The organism is Streptomyces sp. NPDC021225, from assembly GCF_044332865.1.
Lineage (GTDB): Bacteria > Actinomycetota > Actinomycetes > Streptomycetales > Streptomycetaceae > Streptomyces.
On sequence record NZ_JBIRPV010000001.1, the window covers coordinates 1,535,914 to 1,554,115 of the forward strand.

Below are 18,202 nucleotides of genomic sequence, written 5' to 3' on the forward strand. Positions count from 1 at the left end.
CTCCTCGGGAGCGGGGCGCACGGGGCCCGGAGTCCGGCGGGGGGTGGCTACGCCGGCGGGCACTCCTTCCACGCGAAGTGGTAGGTGGTGCTGACACTGCCGTCCGTCGAGTCCATGGTCATGAAACTCGTCGTGTTGGTGGTGTCCGAGGTGCCGGCGTTGACCCGCAACTCGGTGTTGATGTTGAAGTTCCGGAGCGCGCCGCAGGGGGCCCACTCCACGGTGGCGATGTCGGAGACATCGGTCGCCTGCCAGTTGTCGTCGAAGACGCCGGTGAACTCATGGGATTTCGCCGCCGTATTCGACGATCCCTGGAAGTAGTACGACGCCTTCTCGACGCTGGTCGCGCCCTTCTCCAGGTGTGCGTAGCCGCGGTAGTCCACGCTGGCGATCGCGTACGTGAAGCCCTGCGGCACATGCACCACAAGGTTGAGCTGGCAGTTCTTTCTGAAGTCGGTCGGTTTGGCGCCCTTGCCCACCTGGGCGAGATAGTCGCTGTAGGTGACGGTGAAGGCCGTGTTGTCGGGCGATACGGCCACCGCCGCGGTCCCTGCCGGACAGCCCGAACCGTTGACCGTCGCGACCGTGATCACGATTTTGTCGGGCGGCGGGTCGTCGAACGGCGATTTTGCGGACGCGGGCTGAGAGGAAGCGAGTGCCGTGGCGAACAAAGCCGCGGCCACGCTGCCTGCGAACATTGCACCTGGCATGATTCTCCATTCGATCGTCTGTGGACGACGACGGAAAGCCGGGCAGGCTCCGACGCCGCCCTGGCTGGTGGAGTTTCGCGCCTTACCGGACGGAAGGACATTCCTTCCAGGCGATGTGGTAAATCGTGTTGTTGCTGCCGTCGGTCGAGTCCATGGCCATGAAGCTGGTGCTGCCCGCCGGCGAGGTACCCGCGTTCACCCGCAGCTCGGTGTTGATGTTGAAGTTGCGTTCCACGCCGCAGGGCGCCCAGACCAGGGCGCTGTAATCGGTGGAGTCGCGGGTCTGCCAGTTGTCGCTGTACGGACCGCTGAAGTCATGGGTCCGTGATGTCGTGTCCGCCGAACCCTGGAAGTAATAACTCGCCTTCTCGGTGCCTTTCGCTCCCTTCTCCAGGTAGGCGTAGCCGCGGTAGTCGACGCTGGCGATGGCGTACGTGAAGCCCTGCGGTACGTGGACGCCCAGGTTGAGCTGGCAGTTCTTACGGATGTCGGTCGGGTCGGCACCCGCGCCGACCTGGGCGAGATAGTCGCTGTAGGTCACCGTGAAGGCCGTGTTGTCGCCGGAGACGGCGACGGCGGCGGTCCCTTTGGGGCAGCCCGATCCGTTCACGGTGTTGATGGTGACCTGGATCTTCTCGGTCGGCACATCGGTGACCGACGCACCTTGCGGGGAAATACCCGATGCGAATAACGCCGCGACCGCGCCGCCGGCGAGCAGGCCAAAAGACATGGTTCTCCCATCGAACGTGGATGAAGCGTGACTGAACCGTGGGGGGTGGAAAGCCCGCGGTGTGGAGCGTGCCGACGTGCGCGTCCCGGCGCGATTTCGTCGGATGTTTGGATGTCCGGATGTCCGGCAGTGGCCGCGGGCATATGTGGTCGTCCGCGGTTCTTCACGGCATATCCGGGGAGGCCTTATCCGCTGTGGGGGGAAGTGCTGTGTGGGGGAATGCGGTCCAGCCTTCAAGAAAGAGCTCGCGGTGCCGTGCTCTCGGGAGCGCTCCAAAGATAGGAGCGAAACGTGTCCACGACAAGACGGGAGGGAGTTTTCCGGAACAAGATATTTCCGGGGCGACGGCCCGGTTCAGTAGACCGGTTCAGAAGAGCGGCTGCGGAAGGATCCCTTCCAGGGCCAGTAGCGTGCGCTTGGTCTCCAGCCCGCCGCCGAAGCCGCCTATGCCGCCGCCGCTCTCGACGACGCGGTGGCAGGCCACCACGACCGGCAGCGGATTGCTGCCCATGGCCACGCCCACGGCCCGGGCGGCGCCCGGATCGCCCACGCGGTCGGCGAGCTCTCCGTAGCCGACGACCGTGCCGAACGGCACGTGGTCGGCGAGCTCGCGCAGGACGCGGCGGTTGAAACCGGCGGTGAGCGACCAGTCCAGGGGGACGGTGAACTCGCGCAGCGAGCCCGCGAAATAGCTCTCCAACTGGCGCACGGCCGTGCCGAGATGGACGAGGCGGTCCGGCGTGCCCCCGACGTCGCCCCCGGTGTCGTCCCCGGCGTCGGAACCACGGGCCGGCGAGGGCGTCGGGGCCGCGCCGAGCCGGGCGGTGAGCCGCGAGACGGCCTCGGCCGCCGTCGCCTCGTCGGCGTGGAACACGACCTGGGCCAGGCCCTGATCCGTCGCCGCGAGCAGCAGCGGGCCGATGGGGGAGTCCAGCACGCTCCAGCACCACCCGCGTGCCTCGCGCCGCTCCGCCGGCTCTTCCCGCTCTCCTGAGATCGTCACGGTTTCAGGGTAGGCGCCGGGTCCGACAGCGCTTCCCCGGACGGGGGGCGGGGCCGTGGTGCCCCGCCCCCCGAGCCGCGCGACAGCGGCCGCGAGAGCCGCTACGAGACCTCCGCCGGGGCGGCCGGCACCTCGTAGCCCGCGTCCTCCAGCGCGTCCCGCACCACGTCCGGCTTGTTGGTGATGATGCCGTTCACGCCCATGCCCGCGATGTCCACCGCCGTCGGCCCGTCGTTCACCGTCCAGGCGTAGACCTCGAACGGCCGGCCGTGCGCGCCTTCCACGTCCTGGACCGCGGCCACATAATCGGCGTCGATGGTCTTGTAGCTCGGGTTGATCTGGTCGGCGAATTCCGCGTAGGTCGCCAGGTCGCCGAGCGCGGGCGTGCCGAGGAAGCCGGTCTTGATGTCCGGCCGCAGGTCGTGGACCCGCTTCACGGCCTCCCCGCTGAAGCTCTGGACGATCAGCTTGTGCTTGACGTGGCGGCGGTCCAGCCAGCCCTCTCTGCGCAGCTCGCGCAGCGTCTGGCGTTCGATGTCCGGATAGAGCTCGGGGGCCTTGAGCTCCAGGAGGAGCTTTTGGTGGTTGTGTTCCACCCGATCGAGGTACTCCTCGAGGGTCGGTACGCCCTCGCCCGCGAACTCGGTGCTGAACCAGCTGCCCGCGTCCAGCTGCCGGATCTCGTCGATGGTGAAGTCGGAGACCTTCCAGGGGGCGCGGTCCGGAAAGACCTCCTCGGCGTCCGTGGTGCGGTTCAGCGTGGTGTCGTGCATGACGATCAGCTCGCCGTCCTTGGTGCGCTGGACGTCGTTCTCCACCCAGGTGATGCCGAGGTCGTCGGCCGCGTCGACGGCTGCGAGCGTGTTCTCCGGGGCATAGGCGGAGGCGCCCCGGTGGGCGATGGTGACGGTCTGCTGCGCCTGGTCGTCGGGCTGGTCGGCCTGGGCGACCGCCGGTGAGAGGAAGAGCGTGGACATGCCGATGAGCGCGCCGGTGAGGGCGGCTGTGGGGCGGATGCGCATACGGACTCCTCGCGTCGTCTGGCTCGCGTGACTCGCGGACGGGCAGAGGGTCCCAGTCGTGCCGTCCCGGAGGAAAGGTCGCGGTTGGACAGAGTGAAGCACGGGCCGCCCGGGCGGGCGCCGGGGGCGCGAGCGGGGGTCACCCCTCCTGGCCCCGGGTTCGGCCGGTCGGCCGTTGTCAGTGGCGGGTCGTACGGTGGGTGTCATGCGGCCCGTATCCCAGATCGAACGCAAGGTGGCGCCTTTCGAGGTCGTCAGCCCGTACCAGCCCAGCGGTGACCAGCCGACCGCGATCGCCGACCTGGAGCGGCGCATCCGCGGTGGCGAGCAGGATGTCGTCCTGCTCGGCGCGACCGGCACCGGAAAATCGGCGACCACCGCGTGGATGATCGAGAAGCTCCAGCGGCCGACGCTCGTCATGGCGCCCAACAAGACCCTCGCCGCCCAGCTCGCCAACGAGTTCCGCGAGCTGCTGCCGAACAACGCGGTTGAGTACTTCGTGTCGTACTACGACTACTATCAGCCAGAGGCGTACGTCCCGCAGTCGGACACCTACATCGAGAAGGACTCCTCGATCAACGAGGAGGTCGAGCGGCTGCGCCACTCCGCGACGAACTCCCTGCTCACCCGGCGTGATGTGATCGTGGTGGCCTCGGTGTCGTGCATCTACGGCCTCGGCACACCGCAGGAGTACGTGGACCGCATGGTGCCGCTGAAGGTCGGCCAGGAGATCGACCGCGACCAGCTGCTGCGCCGCTTTGTCGACATTCAGTACGCGCGCAACGACATGGCGTTCACCCGGGGCACCTTCCGGGTCCGCGGCGACACCATCGAGATCTTCCCGGTCTACGAGGAGCTCGCCGTCCGGATCGAGATGTTCGGCGACGAGATCGAGGCGCTGTCCACGCTCCACCCGCTCACCGGCGAGGTCATCAGCGACGACCAGGAGCTGTATGTGTTCCCGGCATCCCACTATGTGGCGGGGCCCGAGCGCATGGAGAAGGCCATCGCCGGGATCGAGGCCGAGCTGGAGCAGACCCTGGCCCGGCTGGAGAAGCAGGGCAAGCTGCTGGAGGCCCAGCGGCTGCGGATGCGGACGACCTACGACATCGAGATGATGCGCCAGATCGGCACCTGCTCCGGCATCGAGAACTACTCCCTGCACATCGACGGCCGCGAGACCGGATCCCCGCCGCACACCCTGCTGGACTACTTCCCGGAGGACTTCCTCCTGGTCATCGACGAGTCCCATGTCACCGTCCCGCAGATCGGCGCGATGTACGAGGGCGACGCCTCCCGCAAGCGGACGCTGATCGAGCACGGCTTCCGGCTGCCCTCCGCGCTCGACAACCGCCCGCTGAAGTGGGAGGAGTTCCTGGAGCGCACCGGCCAGACGGTGTATCTCTCCGCGACCCCCGGCCCGTACGAGCTCTCGCGCGGCGACGGCTTCGTGGAGCAGATCATCCGCCCGACCGGCCTCGTCGACCCCGAGGTCGTCGTCAAGCCCACCGAGGGGCAGATCGACGACCTGATCCACGAGATCCGTACGCGCACGGAGAAGGACGAGCGCGTCCTGGTCACCACCCTCACCAAGAAGATGGCCGAGGACCTCACCGACTACATGCTCGAGGTGGGCATCCAGGTCCGTTATCTTCACAGCGATGTGGACACCCTGCGCCGCGTGGAGCTGCTGCGCGAGCTGCGCGCGGGCGAGTTCGACGTCCTGGTCGGCATCAACCTGCTGCGCGAGGGCCTGGACCTGCCCGAGGTCTCGCTGGTCGCGATCCTCGATGCCGACAAGGAAGGGTTCCTGCGCTCCGGCACCTCGCTGATCCAGACCATCGGCCGCGCCGCCCGTAACGTCTCCGGCCAGGTGCATATGTACGCCGACAAGGTCACCGCGGCGATGGAGAAGGCCATCGAGGAGACCAACCGGCGCCGGGAGAAGCAGGTCGCCTACAACAAGGCCAACGGGATCGACCCGCAGCCGCTGCGCAAGAAGATCGGCGACATCGTGGCGACCATCGCCCGCGAGGAGATCGACACCAAGGAGCTGCTGGGCTCCGGCTACCGCAAGACCGACGGCGGCAAGGGCGCCAAGGGGCAGGCCAAGGCCCCGGTGCCGGCCCTCGCCGGGCAGAAGGCGGGCAAGGGCGGCGGCAAGGCGGGCAAGGACGGGGCGCTGACGGATCGTCCGGCCGCCGAACTGGCCGAGCTCATCGAGGAGATGACCGACCGGATGCGGGCCGCGGCCGCCGAGCTCCAGTTCGAGGTCGCGGCGCGGCTGCGCGACGAGGTGGGGGAGTTGAAGAAAGAGCTGCGCCAGATGAAGGAGGCCGGGCTCTCCTGACGGCTGCGGCGCCCCGCCACCGGCCGTACCGTCCCGCTGTGTTGCAAGACCGACACAAAAGCCGGTCAGGGCGGATGGCGGCCTTGTTCCAGTGCATAGGGTTCTGAACAGGCCGTGCGACCGAACCGGCCGCGGGGATTTCGAGAAACGAGAGTAGGGACAGCACGTGACGGTCAATATGTCCAAGGGTCAGTCCATCAGCCTTCAGAAGGCGGACGGAGGCACCCTGACCGCGGTGCGGATGGGACTTGGCTGGCAGGCGGCCCCTCGCCGCGGGCTGTTCGGCTCCCGTACGCGCGAGATCGACCTGGACGCGTCTGCGGTCCTGTTCGCCGACAAGCAGCCGACGGACGTCGTGTTCTTCCGCCACCTGGTCAGCGACGACGGCTCGGTGCGTCACACCGGCGACAACCTGGTGGGCGGTGCCGGCCAGGGCGGGGACGACGAGGCCATCCTGGTCGACCTTCAGCGGGTGCCGGTGCACATCGACCAGATCATCTTCACGGTGAACTCCTTCACCGGCCAGACCTTCGCCGAGGTGCAGAACGCGTTCTGCCGCCTGGTGGACGAGACCAACGGCCAGGAGCTGGCCCGCTACACCCTCACCGGCGGCGGGCAGTACACCGCGCAGATCATGGCCAAGGTGGAGCGCGCCGGCTCGGGCTGGGCGATGAAGGCCGTGGGCGAGCCGGCCAACGGCCGCACCTTCCAGGACCTGATGCCGCACATCGTGCCGCATCTGTGAGCAGTTGAGCCCGTCGGCCCGGTAGGCGCACGCCCGCCGGGCCGATGTGCTCTCCTCGGCACACACCCGACAAGCACCACACACACTTCGCTACAACGAAACACAATGAGGGGGACGCAGCCATGACGGCCGAGCTGGTCCGGGGGCAGAACCACGCACTGCCCCAGACCCGATTGGAGATCCGGGTCTCGGCGGGCCATCCGGTCGTGGCCGGGGCGACGCTCGGCGACGAGCAGGGCACGGTGCGGGGGACCGAGTGGGTCGCGCACCCCGCCGCGCCCCAGCTCCCGGGCATCGACGTGTCCAGGCAGGCCGCGGCGGACCACCGGCTCGCCGTGGACCTCGGCGCGGTGTCCGAGGATGTCCACCGGGTCAATGTGCTGCTGGCCCTGCCGACGGGGGTGGGAGGCCCCACCCGCTTCGGCGCCATGCCCGCGCCGTTCCTCGCCGTCACCGGCCTGGACGGCGCCGAGATCGCCAGTTACACCATCACCGACCTGGACTCGGAGTCCGCGGTGGTCGCCCTGGAGCTGTACCGCAGACAGGGCGCCTGGAAGGTGCGCGCCGTCGGCCAGGGGTACGCGGGCGGGCTGGCCTCGATGCTTCAGGACCAGGGGCTGCCTGAGGCCGTCGAGCTGGCCGCGCGGATCAATGACGCGGTCGCCCGGGGCATGGCCCGCTCGATCGCCCCGCCGCCGCCCCGCCCGGAGGGCGAGGGCCGGGTGCGTACGGCCACGGCCGGCGGCAGCGGCCCGGTGGCCGAGCCCGCCGCCGCGCCGCAGCAGACGCCCGCGGGCGGTTCGGCCGCCGCGGGTGGGCCGGGCTCGGGCGGGCCGGTCAACTACCAGCACCCCGGCCGCCGTACGTCCGCGCCGCCGACGCCCCCACCGGTCGCCCCGCCCGCTCAGCCGGGCCGGCCCGCCCAGCCCGTCGCGGGCGACGCCTCGGGCTGGACCATGGACGAGCGGCTGTACAACCAGGTCTGGGGCATGTTCGAGGACCTGGCCCGTACGGCCGCGGCCTACCGCAGCGCCGTCGACTTCGCCGACTCCCGCATGGAGAAGGAGCTGGACGGGGTGCTCTCCGACCCGCGCACCCGCGTCGGCCCGGTCGCCGACTCGGCCCGCGCGGCGGCCCGCGCCAAGCACACCACCCTGGTCGAGCAGGCCCGCGCGGTCCTGGACCGGGACCTGGCCCAGCTCGCCGCGGAGGCCGAGGTGGTCGAGCCCGCGCTGCCTCCGGCGTTCGCCCGCTGGGACAGCCCGGTCTGGCAGGCCTACCAGGTGCCCATGGAGATCCCGATGGCGCTGCGCCTGGGCGAGGTGCACCTCCCGGAGCGCCGGGATCTGCGCATCCCGATGCTGGTGCGGCTGCCGCTGGAGCGGGGGCTGTGGATCGACAGCGGGCGGGACGGGCTGTCCGACGCGGCGCTGGTGGACTCCGGCGAGCTGCGCCGGCTGGCCGCGGAGACGGCGGTCGCGCACGCCGCGCGGCTGCTGGCGGTCTACCCGGCGGGTGAGTTTTCGGTGCATGTGATCGACCCGGCCGGTTCGGCCGCGGCGTCCCTCGCCCCGCTGCTCAGCTCCGGTGTGCTGAGCGGGCCGCCCGCGGCCGGCGCCCAGGGGGTCAGCGCGACGCTCGCCGCGCTGACGCGCCGGGTCGACCTGGTGCAGATGGCGGTCCGCAGCGGTGCCGCGGACGCGCTGCCGCCCGATCTGGACGTCGCCGAACAGCTGCTGATCGTCAATGACTTCCCGCACGGCTTCGACGACCGGGCCGTCACCCAGCTGCGCTATCTCGCCGACGAGGGGCCCTCGGTGGGCGTGCATCTGATGATGGTCGCCGACCGGCAGGAGGCGCAGGCCTACGGCCCGGTGCTGGACCCGCTGTGGCGCTCGCTGCTGCGTGTCACCCCGGTCCCCGACGACCACCTGGCAGACCCCTGGGTGGGGCACGCCTGGACGTACGAGCCGTCGCTGGTGCCGGCCGGCAGCCGGGTGGTGGAGCAGGTGCTGGCCCAGGTGGCGCGGGCCCGACAGTCCTACGGACGCTGACTCCTGATACTTCGTTACTTTGCGAGAGAGGGCCGCTGAGCAGGGGATTTACCCGTCTCTTTACTCTTCCTTGGTGATTCCTGTACTCTTCTTTACGCGGAGGGGAGTACTCCTATCGCGGCGTTCCCGTCAGTACGGATCGCGTCCGGCGCCCTGGCCGGGCCGGACGTGATCCCGGGGCGTCGGCCCGCGGCGCGAGCCCGGGCGGAAGAGACCTCCGGCAGCGACGACGCTGAAATTGCCGTACGAATGCCGGAGGAACAGTGGACGTTTCCTGGACCCTATGGGTGCTGACCATCGTGGGTCTGTGCGCCCTCATCGCCGTCGACTTCTTCATAGGCGGCCGCAAACCACACGAGGTCTCGATCAAAGAGGCGGGGATCTGGACCGCCGTCTGGATCGCCCTCGCCGGGCTGTTCGGCCTCGGCCTGCTGATCTTCGCGGGCGGCCAGCCGTCAGGTGAGTTCTTCGCCGGGTTCATCACCGAGAAGTCGCTGAGCGTCGACAACCTCTTCGTCTTCGTGCTGATCATGGCGAAGTTCGCGGTGCCGACGATCTACCAGCAGCGGGTGCTGATGGTGGGCGTGCTCATCGCGCTCGTGCTGCGGGCGATCTTCATCGGCGCCGGCGCCGCGATCATCTCGAACTTCGCCTGGGTCTTCTACCTCTTCGGAGCCTTCCTCATCTGGACCGCCTGGAAGCTGATCCAGGAGGCCCGCGCCGACGAGGAGGAAGAGGAGTTCGAGGAGAACCGCCTCCTGAAGGCGGTCGAGAAGCGCTTCCCGTCCACCGACAAGTACCACGGCACCAAGCTGTTCATCGTCGAGAACGGCAAGCGCCTGATGACCCCGATGCTCATCGTCATGCTGGCGATCGGCACCACGGACGTCCTGTTCGCGCTCGACTCGATCCCCGCGATCTTCGGCCTCACCCAGGACCCGTACATCGTCTTCACGGCCAACGCCTTCGCGCTGATGGGCCTGCGCCAGCTGTACTTCCTGATCGGCGGGCTGCTGAAGAAGCTGGTCCACCTGTCCTACGGGCTGTCGGTGATCCTCGGCTTCATCGGCGTGAAGCTGGTGCTGCACGCGCTCCACGAGTCCGGGGTCAACGTCCCCGAGATCAGCATCCCGGTCTCCCTCGGGGTCATCTGCTCGGTGCTCGCCATCACCACGGTCACCAGCCTCTACGCCTCCAAGAAGCAGGCCGAGCGGGAGCGGGCGGCCGGCGAGTCGGACCCGGAGGCCACGGACCGGGACAGCGTGGACGCCTGATCCACCCCACAGGGAGCCGGCGGCCGCACCCGCCGGCTCCCGCCCCGAACTCGCCCCGGGCCGCCCTGACGGCCCCGGAGCGGGCCGAACTCGCCCCGGGCCGCCCTGACCCCGGAGCGGGCCCTAGACCGTCGCCTCCCCGGCCTCCATCGGCCGCGAGAGGCGGCGGTCCGCGCCGTCCGCCGGGCGGGTCTCCGGCAGCAGCGCGAAGCAGCCCAGGCTGAGCAGCGCGATGCCCGTCAGATACGCGGCGACGCCCCACGGCGGACCGTCGCCGCGCGACAGGGCCGTCGCCACCAGCGGGGTGAGCCCGCCGCCGAGCACGCCCCCGAGGTTGTAGCCGAGCGCCGCGCCCGTGCAGCGCACCCGCGGCTCGTACAGCTCGGGCAGATAGGCCGCCGTGACGGCGAGCATCGCGATGAAGGCCAGCAGCGCACCCAGGAAGCCGAGGAACATCAGCGGCACCCGCCCGGTGTGCAACAGCGCCACCATCGGGAACATCCACAACACCGTGGCGGTGCAGCCCGCCAGGCACATGGTCCGCCGCCCGAGGCGGTCGCCGAGATGCGCCGCCAGGGGCGTCAGCGCGCCCAGGACCGCCACGGCCGCCATGACACAGCCGAGCATGACCGTGCGGTCCACCCCCAGCCGCTCCGTGCCGTACACGAGCGACCAGGTCGTCACGGTGTAGAACACGGCGTAGCCCACCGCGAGCCCGCCCGCCGTGAGCAGCACCAGCCGCCAGTGGTGGCGCAGCACCTCGGCGAGCGGCGCCGCGGCGCGCTCATCGCGTTCGGCCAGCTCCTGGAACCGCGGCGACTCCGCGAGCTGGGCGCGCAGCAGCAGCCCGGCCGCCACCAGCAGGCCGGCCGCCCAGAACGGCACCCGCCAGCCCCAGGACCGGAAGCTGTCCTCGGTCAGCGTCGCCGACAGGGTCAGCATCACGCCGTTGGCCAGCAGGAAGCCGACGGACGGGCCGATCTGCGGGAAGCCCGCCCACAGCCCGCGCCGCCGCTCGGGCGCGTGCTCGACGGTCAGCAGCACCGCGCCGCCCCACTCGCCGCCGAGCCCGAGGCCCTGGAGAAAGCGCAGCACGAGCAGCAGCACGGGGGCCGCGACGCCGATCGAGTCGTAGCTGGGCACAAAGCCGACCGCGACCGTCGCGACGCCGGTGAGCAGCAGCGACAGGATGAGAACCGGCCGTCTGCCGTACCGGTCGCCGAGCGGGCCGAAGAGCGCCGACCCCAGGGGCCGGGAGAGAAAGCCGACGGCGAAGGTGCCGAAGGCGGCGAGGGTCCCGGCGAGCGGGGAGACATTGGGGAAGAAGAGCGGGCCGAGGACGAGGGCGGCCGCGGTGCCGTAGACGAAGAAGTCGTAGAACTCGATGGCGGTGCCGACCAGGGACGCGGCGGCGAGCCGGACCATCGACGGGGGGCGGTCGTCGTGCATGAAGCGCCAACCGCCGCCGCGCGCCCCCGGTTACGGGGCGTGCGGCGCGGGGAAGAGCGCGCGGCGTGCGGGCGCGGCGCGCGCTCCCCTCACACGTCGCTCACCAGCCCCGTTCGCGCCACTCGCCCAGGTGCGGGCGCTCGGCGCCGAGGGTGGTGTCGTCGCCGTGGCCGGGGTACACCCAGGTCTCGTCCGGCAGCCGGTCGAAGAGCTTGGTCTCCACGTCGTCGATGAGGCTCTCGAACGCCTTCGCGTCCTTCCAGGTGTTGCCGACCCCGCCCGGGAAGAGGCAGTCGCCGGTGAACACGTGCGGGTGGCCGTGCGGGTCGTCGTAGACCAGGGCGATGGAGCCCGGGGTGTGGCCGACCAGATGGCGGGCGGTGAGCTCGACCCGGCCGACGCGCACCGTGTCGCCGTCCTCGACGGGCACATCGGTGGGGACCGGGATGCCCTCGGCGTCGTAACGGCCCGCGTAGGTGCGGGCACCGGTGACCTCCACCACCTCGCGCAGCGCGCCCCAGTGGTCCTGGTGGCGGTGGGTGGTGACGACGGAGGCGATACCGCTGCTCCCGATGAGCGTCAGCAGCGTGTGCGGCTCGGCCGCGGCGTCGATCAGCAGCTGCTCGTCGGTGGCCCGGCAGCGCAGCAGATAGGCGTTGTTGTTCATCGGGCCGACCGCGACCTTCGAGATCATGAGATCGGTCAGTTCGTGCACGTCCGCCGGTCCGCCGACCTTCACCGCTCCGCTGTAAGTCATGGCCTCAGCCTAGTGGCGGCAGGACCGGCAGGGGCCCGTCGGGGCAGGACAGCCCGGCCCCGTCCGTGCGCCCGGTGAGCCAGCCCAACAGGGCGGCGGAGGGGCCTTCGACGGTGACCGCCGTGAGGTCCTCGCGGCCCGCGCCCGCGCGGCCGGTGTGCCGGACCCGGCCGCCCTCGCCGGACACCAGCCGCAGCGGGGGGACGCCGGGCTGTCCGGCGAATCTCACCTCGGTGAGGAAGTCCAGCGCCTGCTCGACGAACGCGGCGGGCAGGTCCGCCAGGGTGTAGCCGACCCCGAGGTCCACATGGTGCAGCTCGACCTCGAGCAGCCTGCGGAAGGGCAGTCGGCCGGCCGGCTCGACGACGCCGCGCCGCATGGTGACCTCGTACGACCGGCGGCCGGCGGGGAGCGCCGCGGCCGCCGCGTAGAGGCGGAAGGCGCTGGTGCGCAGGTCGTCGAGGTGGACCGGCAGCGGGCGGCCCGCCGCGTCCTCGATGGCGCTGTCGCGCGCGTCCTCGCTCTCGTACATGGGGGTCGGCTCTCCGGTGCGCGCCCATGTGAGGAGGTTCACCAGGGCGTCCGCATTGCGCGCCAGATGCGCCAGCACGTGGCCGCGGGTCCAGCCGGGGAGCAGCGAGGGCTCGTCGACGGCGCTCTCCTCCAGCCGGGACACCGAGCTCATGAGGCGGTCGGTCGCGCCCCGCACCGCGGCGGCGTCACGTGCGTAGTCGGTCATGTTCCGACGGTAGTGCTCACCACACGTTCGGGTGAAGCTGTTGGACTCCGGCCGCAATTCGAATGTGCGTGCTATAGGCTCATGTGCTGCATCCTTAAAGACATCGCCGCAGCGCCCCCTACCCTGGGTCGGGGGGCTTCGCCTCGCTCCGGCTCTGCGTCCCGGCAGAGCTCCATGGCAGCGGGGCCCGCGGACCCCCACCTCTCTCAAGAAAGGTGCCGACCGGCGTGGCCGACCGTCTCATCGTCCGTGGCGCTCGCGAGCACAACCTCAAGAACGTCTCGCTCGACCTCCCTCGCGACTCCCTCATCGTCTTCACCGGGCTCTCCGGGTCGGGCAAGTCGTCCCTCGCGTTCGACACGATCTTCGCGGAGGGGCAGCGCCGCTACGTCGAGTCGCTCTCCTCGTACGCCCGCCAGTTCCTGGGGCAGATGGACAAGCCCGACGTGGACTTCATCGAGGGCCTGTCCCCGGCGGTGTCCATCGACCAGAAGTCCACCTCGCGGAACCCCCGCTCCACGGTCGGCACCATCACGGAGGTCTATGACTACCTCCGGCTGCTGTTCGCCAGGATCGGCAAGCCGCACTGCCCCGAGTGCGGCCGCCCGATCTCCCGGCAGTCGCCGCAGGCGATCGTCGACAAGGTGCTGGAGCTGCCCGAGGGCAGCCGCTTCCAGGTGCTGTCCCCGCTGGTGCGCGAGCGCAAGGGGGAGTTCGTCGACCTCTTCGCCGACCTCCAGACCAAGGGCTACAGCCGGGCGCGGGTGGACGGCGCGACCATCCAGCTGACCGACCCGCCGAAGCTGAAGAAGCAGGAGAAGCACACCATCGAGGTGGTCATCGACCGCCTGACCGTCAAGGAAAGCGCCAAGCGGCGGCTGACCGACTCCGTGGAGACCGCGCTCGGCCTCTCCGGCGGCATGGTGATCCTCGACTTCGTCGACCTCGACGAGGACGACCCGCAGCGCGAGCGGATGTTCTCCGAGCACCTCTACTGCCCGTACGACGACCTGTCCTTCGAGGAGCTGGAGCCGCGCTCCTTCTCGTTCAACTCGCCCTTCGGCGCCTGCCCGGAGTGCACCGGCATCGGCACCCGCATGGAGGTCGACCCCGAGCTGATCATCCCGGACGAGGAGAAGTCGCTCGACGAGGGCGCCATCCACCCCTGGTCCCACGGCCACACCAAGGACTACTTCGCCCGGCTCTACGGCGGCCTGGCCGACGCGCTCGGCTTCCGTACGGACATCCCCTGGGCCGGGCTCCCGCAGCGCGCCAAGAAGGCGCTGCTCTACGGGCACAAGACGCAGATCGAGGTCCGCTACCGCAACCGCTACGGGCGGGAGCGCGCCTATGTCACGGCCTTCGAGGGGGCGGTGCCGTTCGTCAGGCGTCGGTACACGGAGGCGGAGAGCGACTCCAGCCGTGAGCGCTTCGAGGGCTATATGCGCGAGGTGCCCTGCCCCACCTGTGAGGGCACCCGGCTCAAGCCGCTCATCCTGGCGGTCACCGTGGAGGGCCGCTCCATCGCGGAGGTCTCCGCGATGTCGATCAGCGAGTGCGCCGAGTTCCTGCGCGACATGAAGCTGAGCGCCCGCGACAAGACCATCGCCCAGCGGGTGCTCAAGGAGGTCAACGAGCGGCTGCGGTTCCTGGTCGACGTCGGCCTGGACTATCTCTCGCTCAACCGCGCGGCGGGCACGCTCTCCGGCGGCGAGGCGCAGCGCATCCGGCTGGCCACCCAGATCGGCTCCGGCCTGGTGGGCGTGTTGTATGTGCTGGACGAGCCGTCGATCGGGCTGCACCAGCGCGACAACCACCGGCTGATCGAGACGCTGGTGCGGCTGCGCGACCTGGGCAACACCCTGATCGTCGTCGAGCACGACGAGGACACCATCAAGACCTCGGACTGGGTGGTGGACATCGGCCCGGGCGCGGGTGAGCACGGCGGCAAGGTGGTCCACAGCGGGCCGCTCAAGGAGCTGCTGGCCAACGAGGACTCGATGACCGGGCAGTACCTGGCCGGGAAGAGGGCCATCGAGCTGCCGGGGATGCGCCGGCCCATGGACCCCGGGCGGCAGCTGACGGTCCACGGCGCGCGGGAGAACAACCTCCAGGACATCGATGTGTCCTTCCCGCTCGGTGTGCTCACCGCCGTCACCGGCGTCTCCGGATCGGGCAAGTCGACCCTGGTCAACGACATCCTGTACACCCACCTGGCGCGCGAGCTGAACGGGGCGCGGGCCGTCCCGGGCCGGCACACCCGGGTCGCCGGCGACGACCTCGTCGACAAGGTGGTCCATGTCGACCAGTCGCCCATCGGCCGCACCCCGCGCTCCAACCCGGCGACGTACACGGGCGTCTTCGACCATGTGCGCAAGCTGTTCGCGGAGACGATGGAGGCCAAGGTCCGCGGATACCAGCCCGGGCGGTTCTCCTTCAACGTCAAGGGCGGCCGCTGCGAGAACTGCTCCGGCGACGGCACCATCAAGATCGAGATGAACTTCCTGCCGGATGTGTATGTGCCGTGCGAGGTCTGCCACGGCGCGCGCTACAACCGGGAGACCCTGGAGGTGCACTACAAGGGCAAGTCCATCGCCGAGGTGCTGGACATGCCCATCGAGGAGGCGCTCGACTTCTTCGAGGCGGTGCCGACGATCTCCCGCCATCTGCGCACGCTCAACGAGGTCGGGCTCGGCTACGTCCGGCTCGGGCAGCCCGCGCCGACCCTCTCCGGCGGTGAGGCGCAGCGCGTCAAGCTCGCCAGCGAGCTCCAGAAGCGGTCGACGGGGCGCACGGTCTATGTCCTGGACGAGCCCACGACCGGGCTGCACTTCGAGGACATCAGCAAGCTGATCAAGGTGCTGTCCGGGCTGGTCGACAAGGGAAACACCGTGATCGTCATCGAGCACAACCTCGATGTGATCAAGACGGCGGACTGGGTCGTGGACATGGGCCCGGAGGGCGGCAGCGGCGGCGGTCTGGTCGTCGCCGAGGGCACCCCCGAGCAGGTGGCCTCGGTCCCGGCCAGCCACACCGGCAAGTTCCTCAGGGAGATGCTGGGGGATCTGGTGAGCGACGCGGTGGCGCCGCCGGTCGGGCGGAAGACCGCGAAGAAGGCCCCCGCGAAGGCTCCGGCCAAGAAGGCGGCGGCCAAGAAGACCGCCGCAGCCAAGACCGTCGCCGCGAAGACCGCCGTCAAGAAGGCCGCGGCGAAGGCGACGGTCTCCGGGCGGCGCGCGGCCGCGAAGTAGCGCCCGGAGTGTGCCGCGCCCCCGCCGGGCGCGGCACACTCCGGACCCCGCCGCGCCGGCGGCGGGCCTCGGAGGTCCCTCGGCTCAGAGCTCGGCCGCGTAGGGCGGCTGCGCGCCCGCCCGGGAGCAGGTGACGGCGGCCGCCCGCGCGGCGAAGCCGAGCACATCCCGCCAGGCGGCCTCGTCCAGCTTCGCCACCGCCTCCGCCGTCAGCGCCTGGTGCGCCGCCAGACGGTGCAGCAGCGCGGCGTTCACCGTGTCGCCCGCCCCGATGGTGTCCACGACATCGACCCGTACGCCGGGGACCGAGCAGTCGGCCCCGCCCCGGGTGATGACGCTGATGCCGTTCCCGCCGTGGGTGAGGACCACGGCCGCCGGGCCCGCCGCCAGCCACTCCCGGACGGCCGCCGCCGGGTCCCCGGGGCCGGCCAGCCAGGCGGCGTCCTCCAGGGACAGCTTGAGCAGGCCGATGTGTGGCAGCCAGCCGAGGAACCGGGCGCGGTAGGCGTCGGCGTCCGGGATCAGGCCGGTGCGGATGTTCGGGTCGAGCGCGGTGAAGACGCCCCGCGCCGCCTCCCGCCGCAGCAGCGCCTCGTACGCGCTCGCGCCCGGCTCCAGCACCAGCGAGCAGGTGCCGAAGGACACGGCCGTGACCGAGTCGGGAAGGGCCTCGGGCAGCTCGAAGAGACGGTCCGCGGTGCCCTCGACGTAGAAGCCGTAGCCCGCCGAGCCGTCGGGGGCTATCGACGCGACCGCCAGTGTGGTCGGCTCCGCGCCGCGCTGCACCAGCGCGGTGTCCACGCCGTCGTCGCGCAGCCCCGCCATCAGCGACTCGCCGAAGCCGTCCGTCGAGATCCGGGAGCAGAAAGCGGTCGGCGAGCCCAGCCGGCCCAGCGCCACCGCCGTGTTGTACGGGCCGCCGCCGCGCTGCGGCAGCAGCGCCGGCAGGGCCGGGTCCACCGCGGGTCCGGCCGCTGCCGGGCGGTCGGGCACCAGATCGATCAGGGCTTCTCCGGCGACGACGATCATGAGGCGATTCCTCACGTTGTGGGTGGGTTGGGGTTCCGGGGCCGTTGGGGTCTCAGGTCCTGTCCGGGCGCTTCATGCCCTACATCCGCACGACGTGCGGTGGACGAAGGTGCAGGGCAGCCGGACGGTCCGCGGCGGCCGGGCGGGGTCCGCCAGCCGGTCGAGCAGCAGGGTGACCGCGGTGGCGCCGATCTGCCGGCTGGGCTGCGAGATCGCGGTGAGCCGCGGCGAGAACACATCGGCCCAGGAGAAGTCGTCGAAGCAGACCAGCGCGATGTCGTCGGGCACGCCGAGGCCCGCCTCGTGCAGGGCGCGCAGCGCGCCGATGGTCATCGCGTTGTTGGCGGTGACGATCGCGGTGGGCCGCGGGGACGCCGCCAGCAGCCGTTGGGTGGCGTCCCGGGCGCCGTCCGCCTCGGAGTCGCCGCCGACCAGCAGCTCGGGGGCGAATGGCAGCCCCCGCCGGAGCAGCCCGGCGCGGTAGCCGGCGATCCGCTCGTCGGTGGTGCTCAGCCCGTGGGCGCCCGCGACCAGGCCGATGCGGGTGTGGCCGAGGTCGGCGAGGTGGAGGACGAGCTGCTCGACGTGGAAGGCGTTCTCCGCGCCCACCTGGTCGTGGCCGTCGCCGACCAGCCGGTCGAGGAAGACGGCGGGGACCCGGTGGCGGGTCAGATAGTCGATCATCGCGCCGGGCTCGGCGGAGGCGGCGACGATCACTCCGTCCACCCGTCGCTCGTGGAGGAGGCGCACGGCCTCGCGCTCGTGCCCGGGGTCGTCGTGCGGGTCGGCGATGAGCAGCCCGTAGCCGTGCTCCAGGGCGCCGGCCTCGACGCCCTGGAGGATCTCGGTGAAGTACGGATTGCTGATCGCCGAGACCGCCAGGCCGATCGAGCGGGTGCGCGCGGTGACCAGGGAGCGCGCGAGGGTGTTGTGGGTGTAGCCCAGGGCGTCGATGGCGTCGAGCACCGCCTGGCGGGTGCCCGGGAGCACCGGGCGGGTCTCATTGAGCACATGAGAGACGGTGGCCACGGACACGCCCGCGCGCCGGGCCACATCAGCCATGGTCGCCATGGAGCAGGAACGTACCGC

Annotated in this window: 14 protein-coding genes; 5 read left to right on the forward strand and 9 right to left on the reverse strand. The window is 70.7% G+C overall.

Annotated features, from left to right (window positions below; all coding sequences use genetic code 11):
* Positions 1–47: 47 nt before the first annotated feature.
* The 4 genes from ACH4S9_RS07065 to ACH4S9_RS07080 form a co-directional block, all read right to left on the reverse strand.
* Positions 48–710 (reverse strand): DUF4360 domain-containing protein, encoded by a 663-nt coding sequence (locus tag ACH4S9_RS07065; RefSeq protein ID WP_311724878.1) that lies wholly within the window; start codon positions 708–710, stop codon positions 48–50.
* 82 nt (positions 711–792) lie between these two features.
* The gene (locus ACH4S9_RS07070) at positions 793–1,440 is read right to left on the reverse strand and encodes a DUF4360 domain-containing protein (protein WP_398370264.1); all 648 of its coding nucleotides are present in this window, start codon (positions 1,438–1,440) and stop codon (positions 793–795) included.
* A gap of 367 nt (positions 1,441–1,807) precedes the next feature.
* Positions 1,808–2,437 carry a methylated-DNA--[protein]-cysteine S-methyltransferase gene (locus ACH4S9_RS07075; protein WP_398370546.1) on the reverse strand — a complete coding sequence of 210 codons (630 nt, stop codon included), beginning with the start codon at positions 2,435–2,437 and terminating at the stop codon, positions 1,808–1,810.
* 107 nt (positions 2,438–2,544) lie between these two features.
* Complete coding sequence (locus ACH4S9_RS07080) at positions 2,545–3,465, reverse strand: glycerophosphodiester phosphodiesterase (RefSeq protein ID WP_385339450.1); 921 nt, start codon at positions 3,463–3,465, stop codon at positions 2,545–2,547.
* A gap of 205 nt (positions 3,466–3,670) precedes the next feature.
* Here ACH4S9_RS07080 and uvrB point away from each other — a divergent pair, with 205 nt between their 5' ends.
* From uvrB to ACH4S9_RS07100, 4 genes are all read left to right on the forward strand, one after another.
* Positions 3,671–5,815 (forward strand): excinuclease ABC subunit UvrB, encoded by a 2,145-nt coding sequence (gene uvrB, locus ACH4S9_RS07085; protein WP_311724881.1) that lies wholly within the window; start codon positions 3,671–3,673, stop codon positions 5,813–5,815.
* 166 nt (positions 5,816–5,981) lie between these two features.
* Complete coding sequence (locus ACH4S9_RS07090) at positions 5,982–6,560, forward strand: TerD family protein (RefSeq protein WP_311724882.1); 579 nt, start codon at positions 5,982–5,984, stop codon at positions 6,558–6,560.
* 122 nt (positions 6,561–6,682) lie between these two features.
* Positions 6,683–8,614, forward strand: coding sequence for a TerD family protein (locus tag ACH4S9_RS07095; RefSeq protein WP_385339456.1), 1,932 nt, complete (start codon positions 6,683–6,685; stop codon positions 8,612–8,614).
* A 263-nt stretch (positions 8,615–8,877) separates the two neighbouring features.
* Positions 8,878–9,888 (forward strand): TerC family protein, encoded by a 1,011-nt coding sequence (locus ACH4S9_RS07100; RefSeq protein ID WP_311724884.1) that lies wholly within the window; start codon positions 8,878–8,880, stop codon positions 9,886–9,888.
* Positions 9,889–10,011: 123 nt separating this feature from the next.
* On the opposite strand, the gene ACH4S9_RS07105 is transcribed toward ACH4S9_RS07100, so the two are convergent.
* From ACH4S9_RS07105 to ACH4S9_RS07115, 3 genes are all read right to left on the reverse strand, one after another.
* Entirely contained in the window at positions 10,012–11,313 is a 1,302-nt protein-coding gene (locus ACH4S9_RS07105) for an MFS transporter (protein WP_398370548.1), read from the reverse strand.
* 124 nt (positions 11,314–11,437) lie between these two features.
* Positions 11,438–12,094 (reverse strand): MBL fold metallo-hydrolase, encoded by a 657-nt coding sequence (locus ACH4S9_RS07110; protein WP_352131087.1) that lies wholly within the window; start codon positions 12,092–12,094, stop codon positions 11,438–11,440.
* 4 nt (positions 12,095–12,098) lie between these two features.
* Positions 12,099–12,833: a maleylpyruvate isomerase family mycothiol-dependent enzyme gene (locus ACH4S9_RS07115; RefSeq protein ID WP_398370268.1), complete on the reverse strand. Its 735-nt coding sequence runs from the start codon at positions 12,831–12,833 to the stop codon at positions 12,099–12,101.
* A gap of 227 nt (positions 12,834–13,060) precedes the next feature.
* On the opposite strand from ACH4S9_RS07115, the gene uvrA reads away from it, so the two are divergent.
* A complete protein-coding gene (gene uvrA / locus ACH4S9_RS07120) occupies positions 13,061–16,084 on the forward strand; it encodes an excinuclease ABC subunit UvrA (protein ID WP_311724887.1) in 3,024 nt (1,007 codons plus the stop codon).
* An 84-nt stretch (positions 16,085–16,168) separates the two neighbouring features.
* Here uvrA and ACH4S9_RS07125 read toward each other — a convergent pair whose 3' ends face one another.
* The gene (locus ACH4S9_RS07125; RefSeq protein ID WP_311724888.1) at positions 16,169–17,113 is read right to left on the reverse strand and encodes a carbohydrate kinase; all 945 of its coding nucleotides are present in this window, start codon (positions 17,111–17,113) and stop codon (positions 16,169–16,171) included.
* A gap of 72 nt (positions 17,114–17,185) precedes the next feature.
* Positions 17,186–18,184, reverse strand: a complete 999-nt coding sequence (locus tag ACH4S9_RS07130) for a LacI family DNA-binding transcriptional regulator (RefSeq protein WP_311724889.1) — start codon at positions 18,182–18,184, stop codon at positions 17,186–17,188.
* Positions 18,185–18,202: the final 18 nt, after the last annotated feature.

Coding starts and splice junctions, on each gene's coding strand:
- ACH4S9_RS07065 (WP_311724878.1), bottom strand. CDS start 710: ATGCCAGGTGCAATGTTCGCAGGCAGCGTGGCCGCGGCTTTGTTCGCC.
- ACH4S9_RS07070 (WP_398370264.1), bottom strand. CDS start 1,440: ATGTCTTTTGGCCTGCTCGCCGGCGGCGCGGTCGCGGCGTTATTCGCA.
- ACH4S9_RS07080 (WP_385339450.1), bottom strand. CDS start 3,465: ATGCGCATCCGCCCCACAGCCGCCCTCACCGGCGCGCTCATCGGCATG.
- uvrB (WP_311724881.1), top strand. CDS start 3,671: ATGCGGCCCGTATCCCAGATCGAACGCAAGGTGGCGCCTTTCGAGGTC.
- ACH4S9_RS07095 (WP_385339456.1), top strand. CDS start 6,683: ATGACGGCCGAGCTGGTCCGGGGGCAGAACCACGCACTGCCCCAGACC.
- ACH4S9_RS07105 (WP_398370548.1), bottom strand. CDS start 11,313: ATGGTCCGGCTCGCCGCCGCGTCCCTGGTCGGCACCGCCATCGAGTTC.
- ACH4S9_RS07110 (WP_352131087.1), bottom strand. CDS start 12,094: ATGACTTACAGCGGAGCGGTGAAGGTCGGCGGACCGGCGGACGTGCAC.
- ACH4S9_RS07115 (WP_398370268.1), bottom strand. CDS start 12,833: ATGACCGACTACGCACGTGACGCCGCCGCGGTGCGGGGCGCGACCGAC.
- ACH4S9_RS07125 (WP_311724888.1), bottom strand. CDS start 17,113: ATGATCGTCGTCGCCGGAGAAGCCCTGATCGATCTGGTGCCCGACCGC.
- ACH4S9_RS07130 (WP_311724889.1), bottom strand. CDS start 18,184: ATGGCGACCATGGCTGATGTGGCCCGGCGCGCGGGCGTGTCCGTGGCC.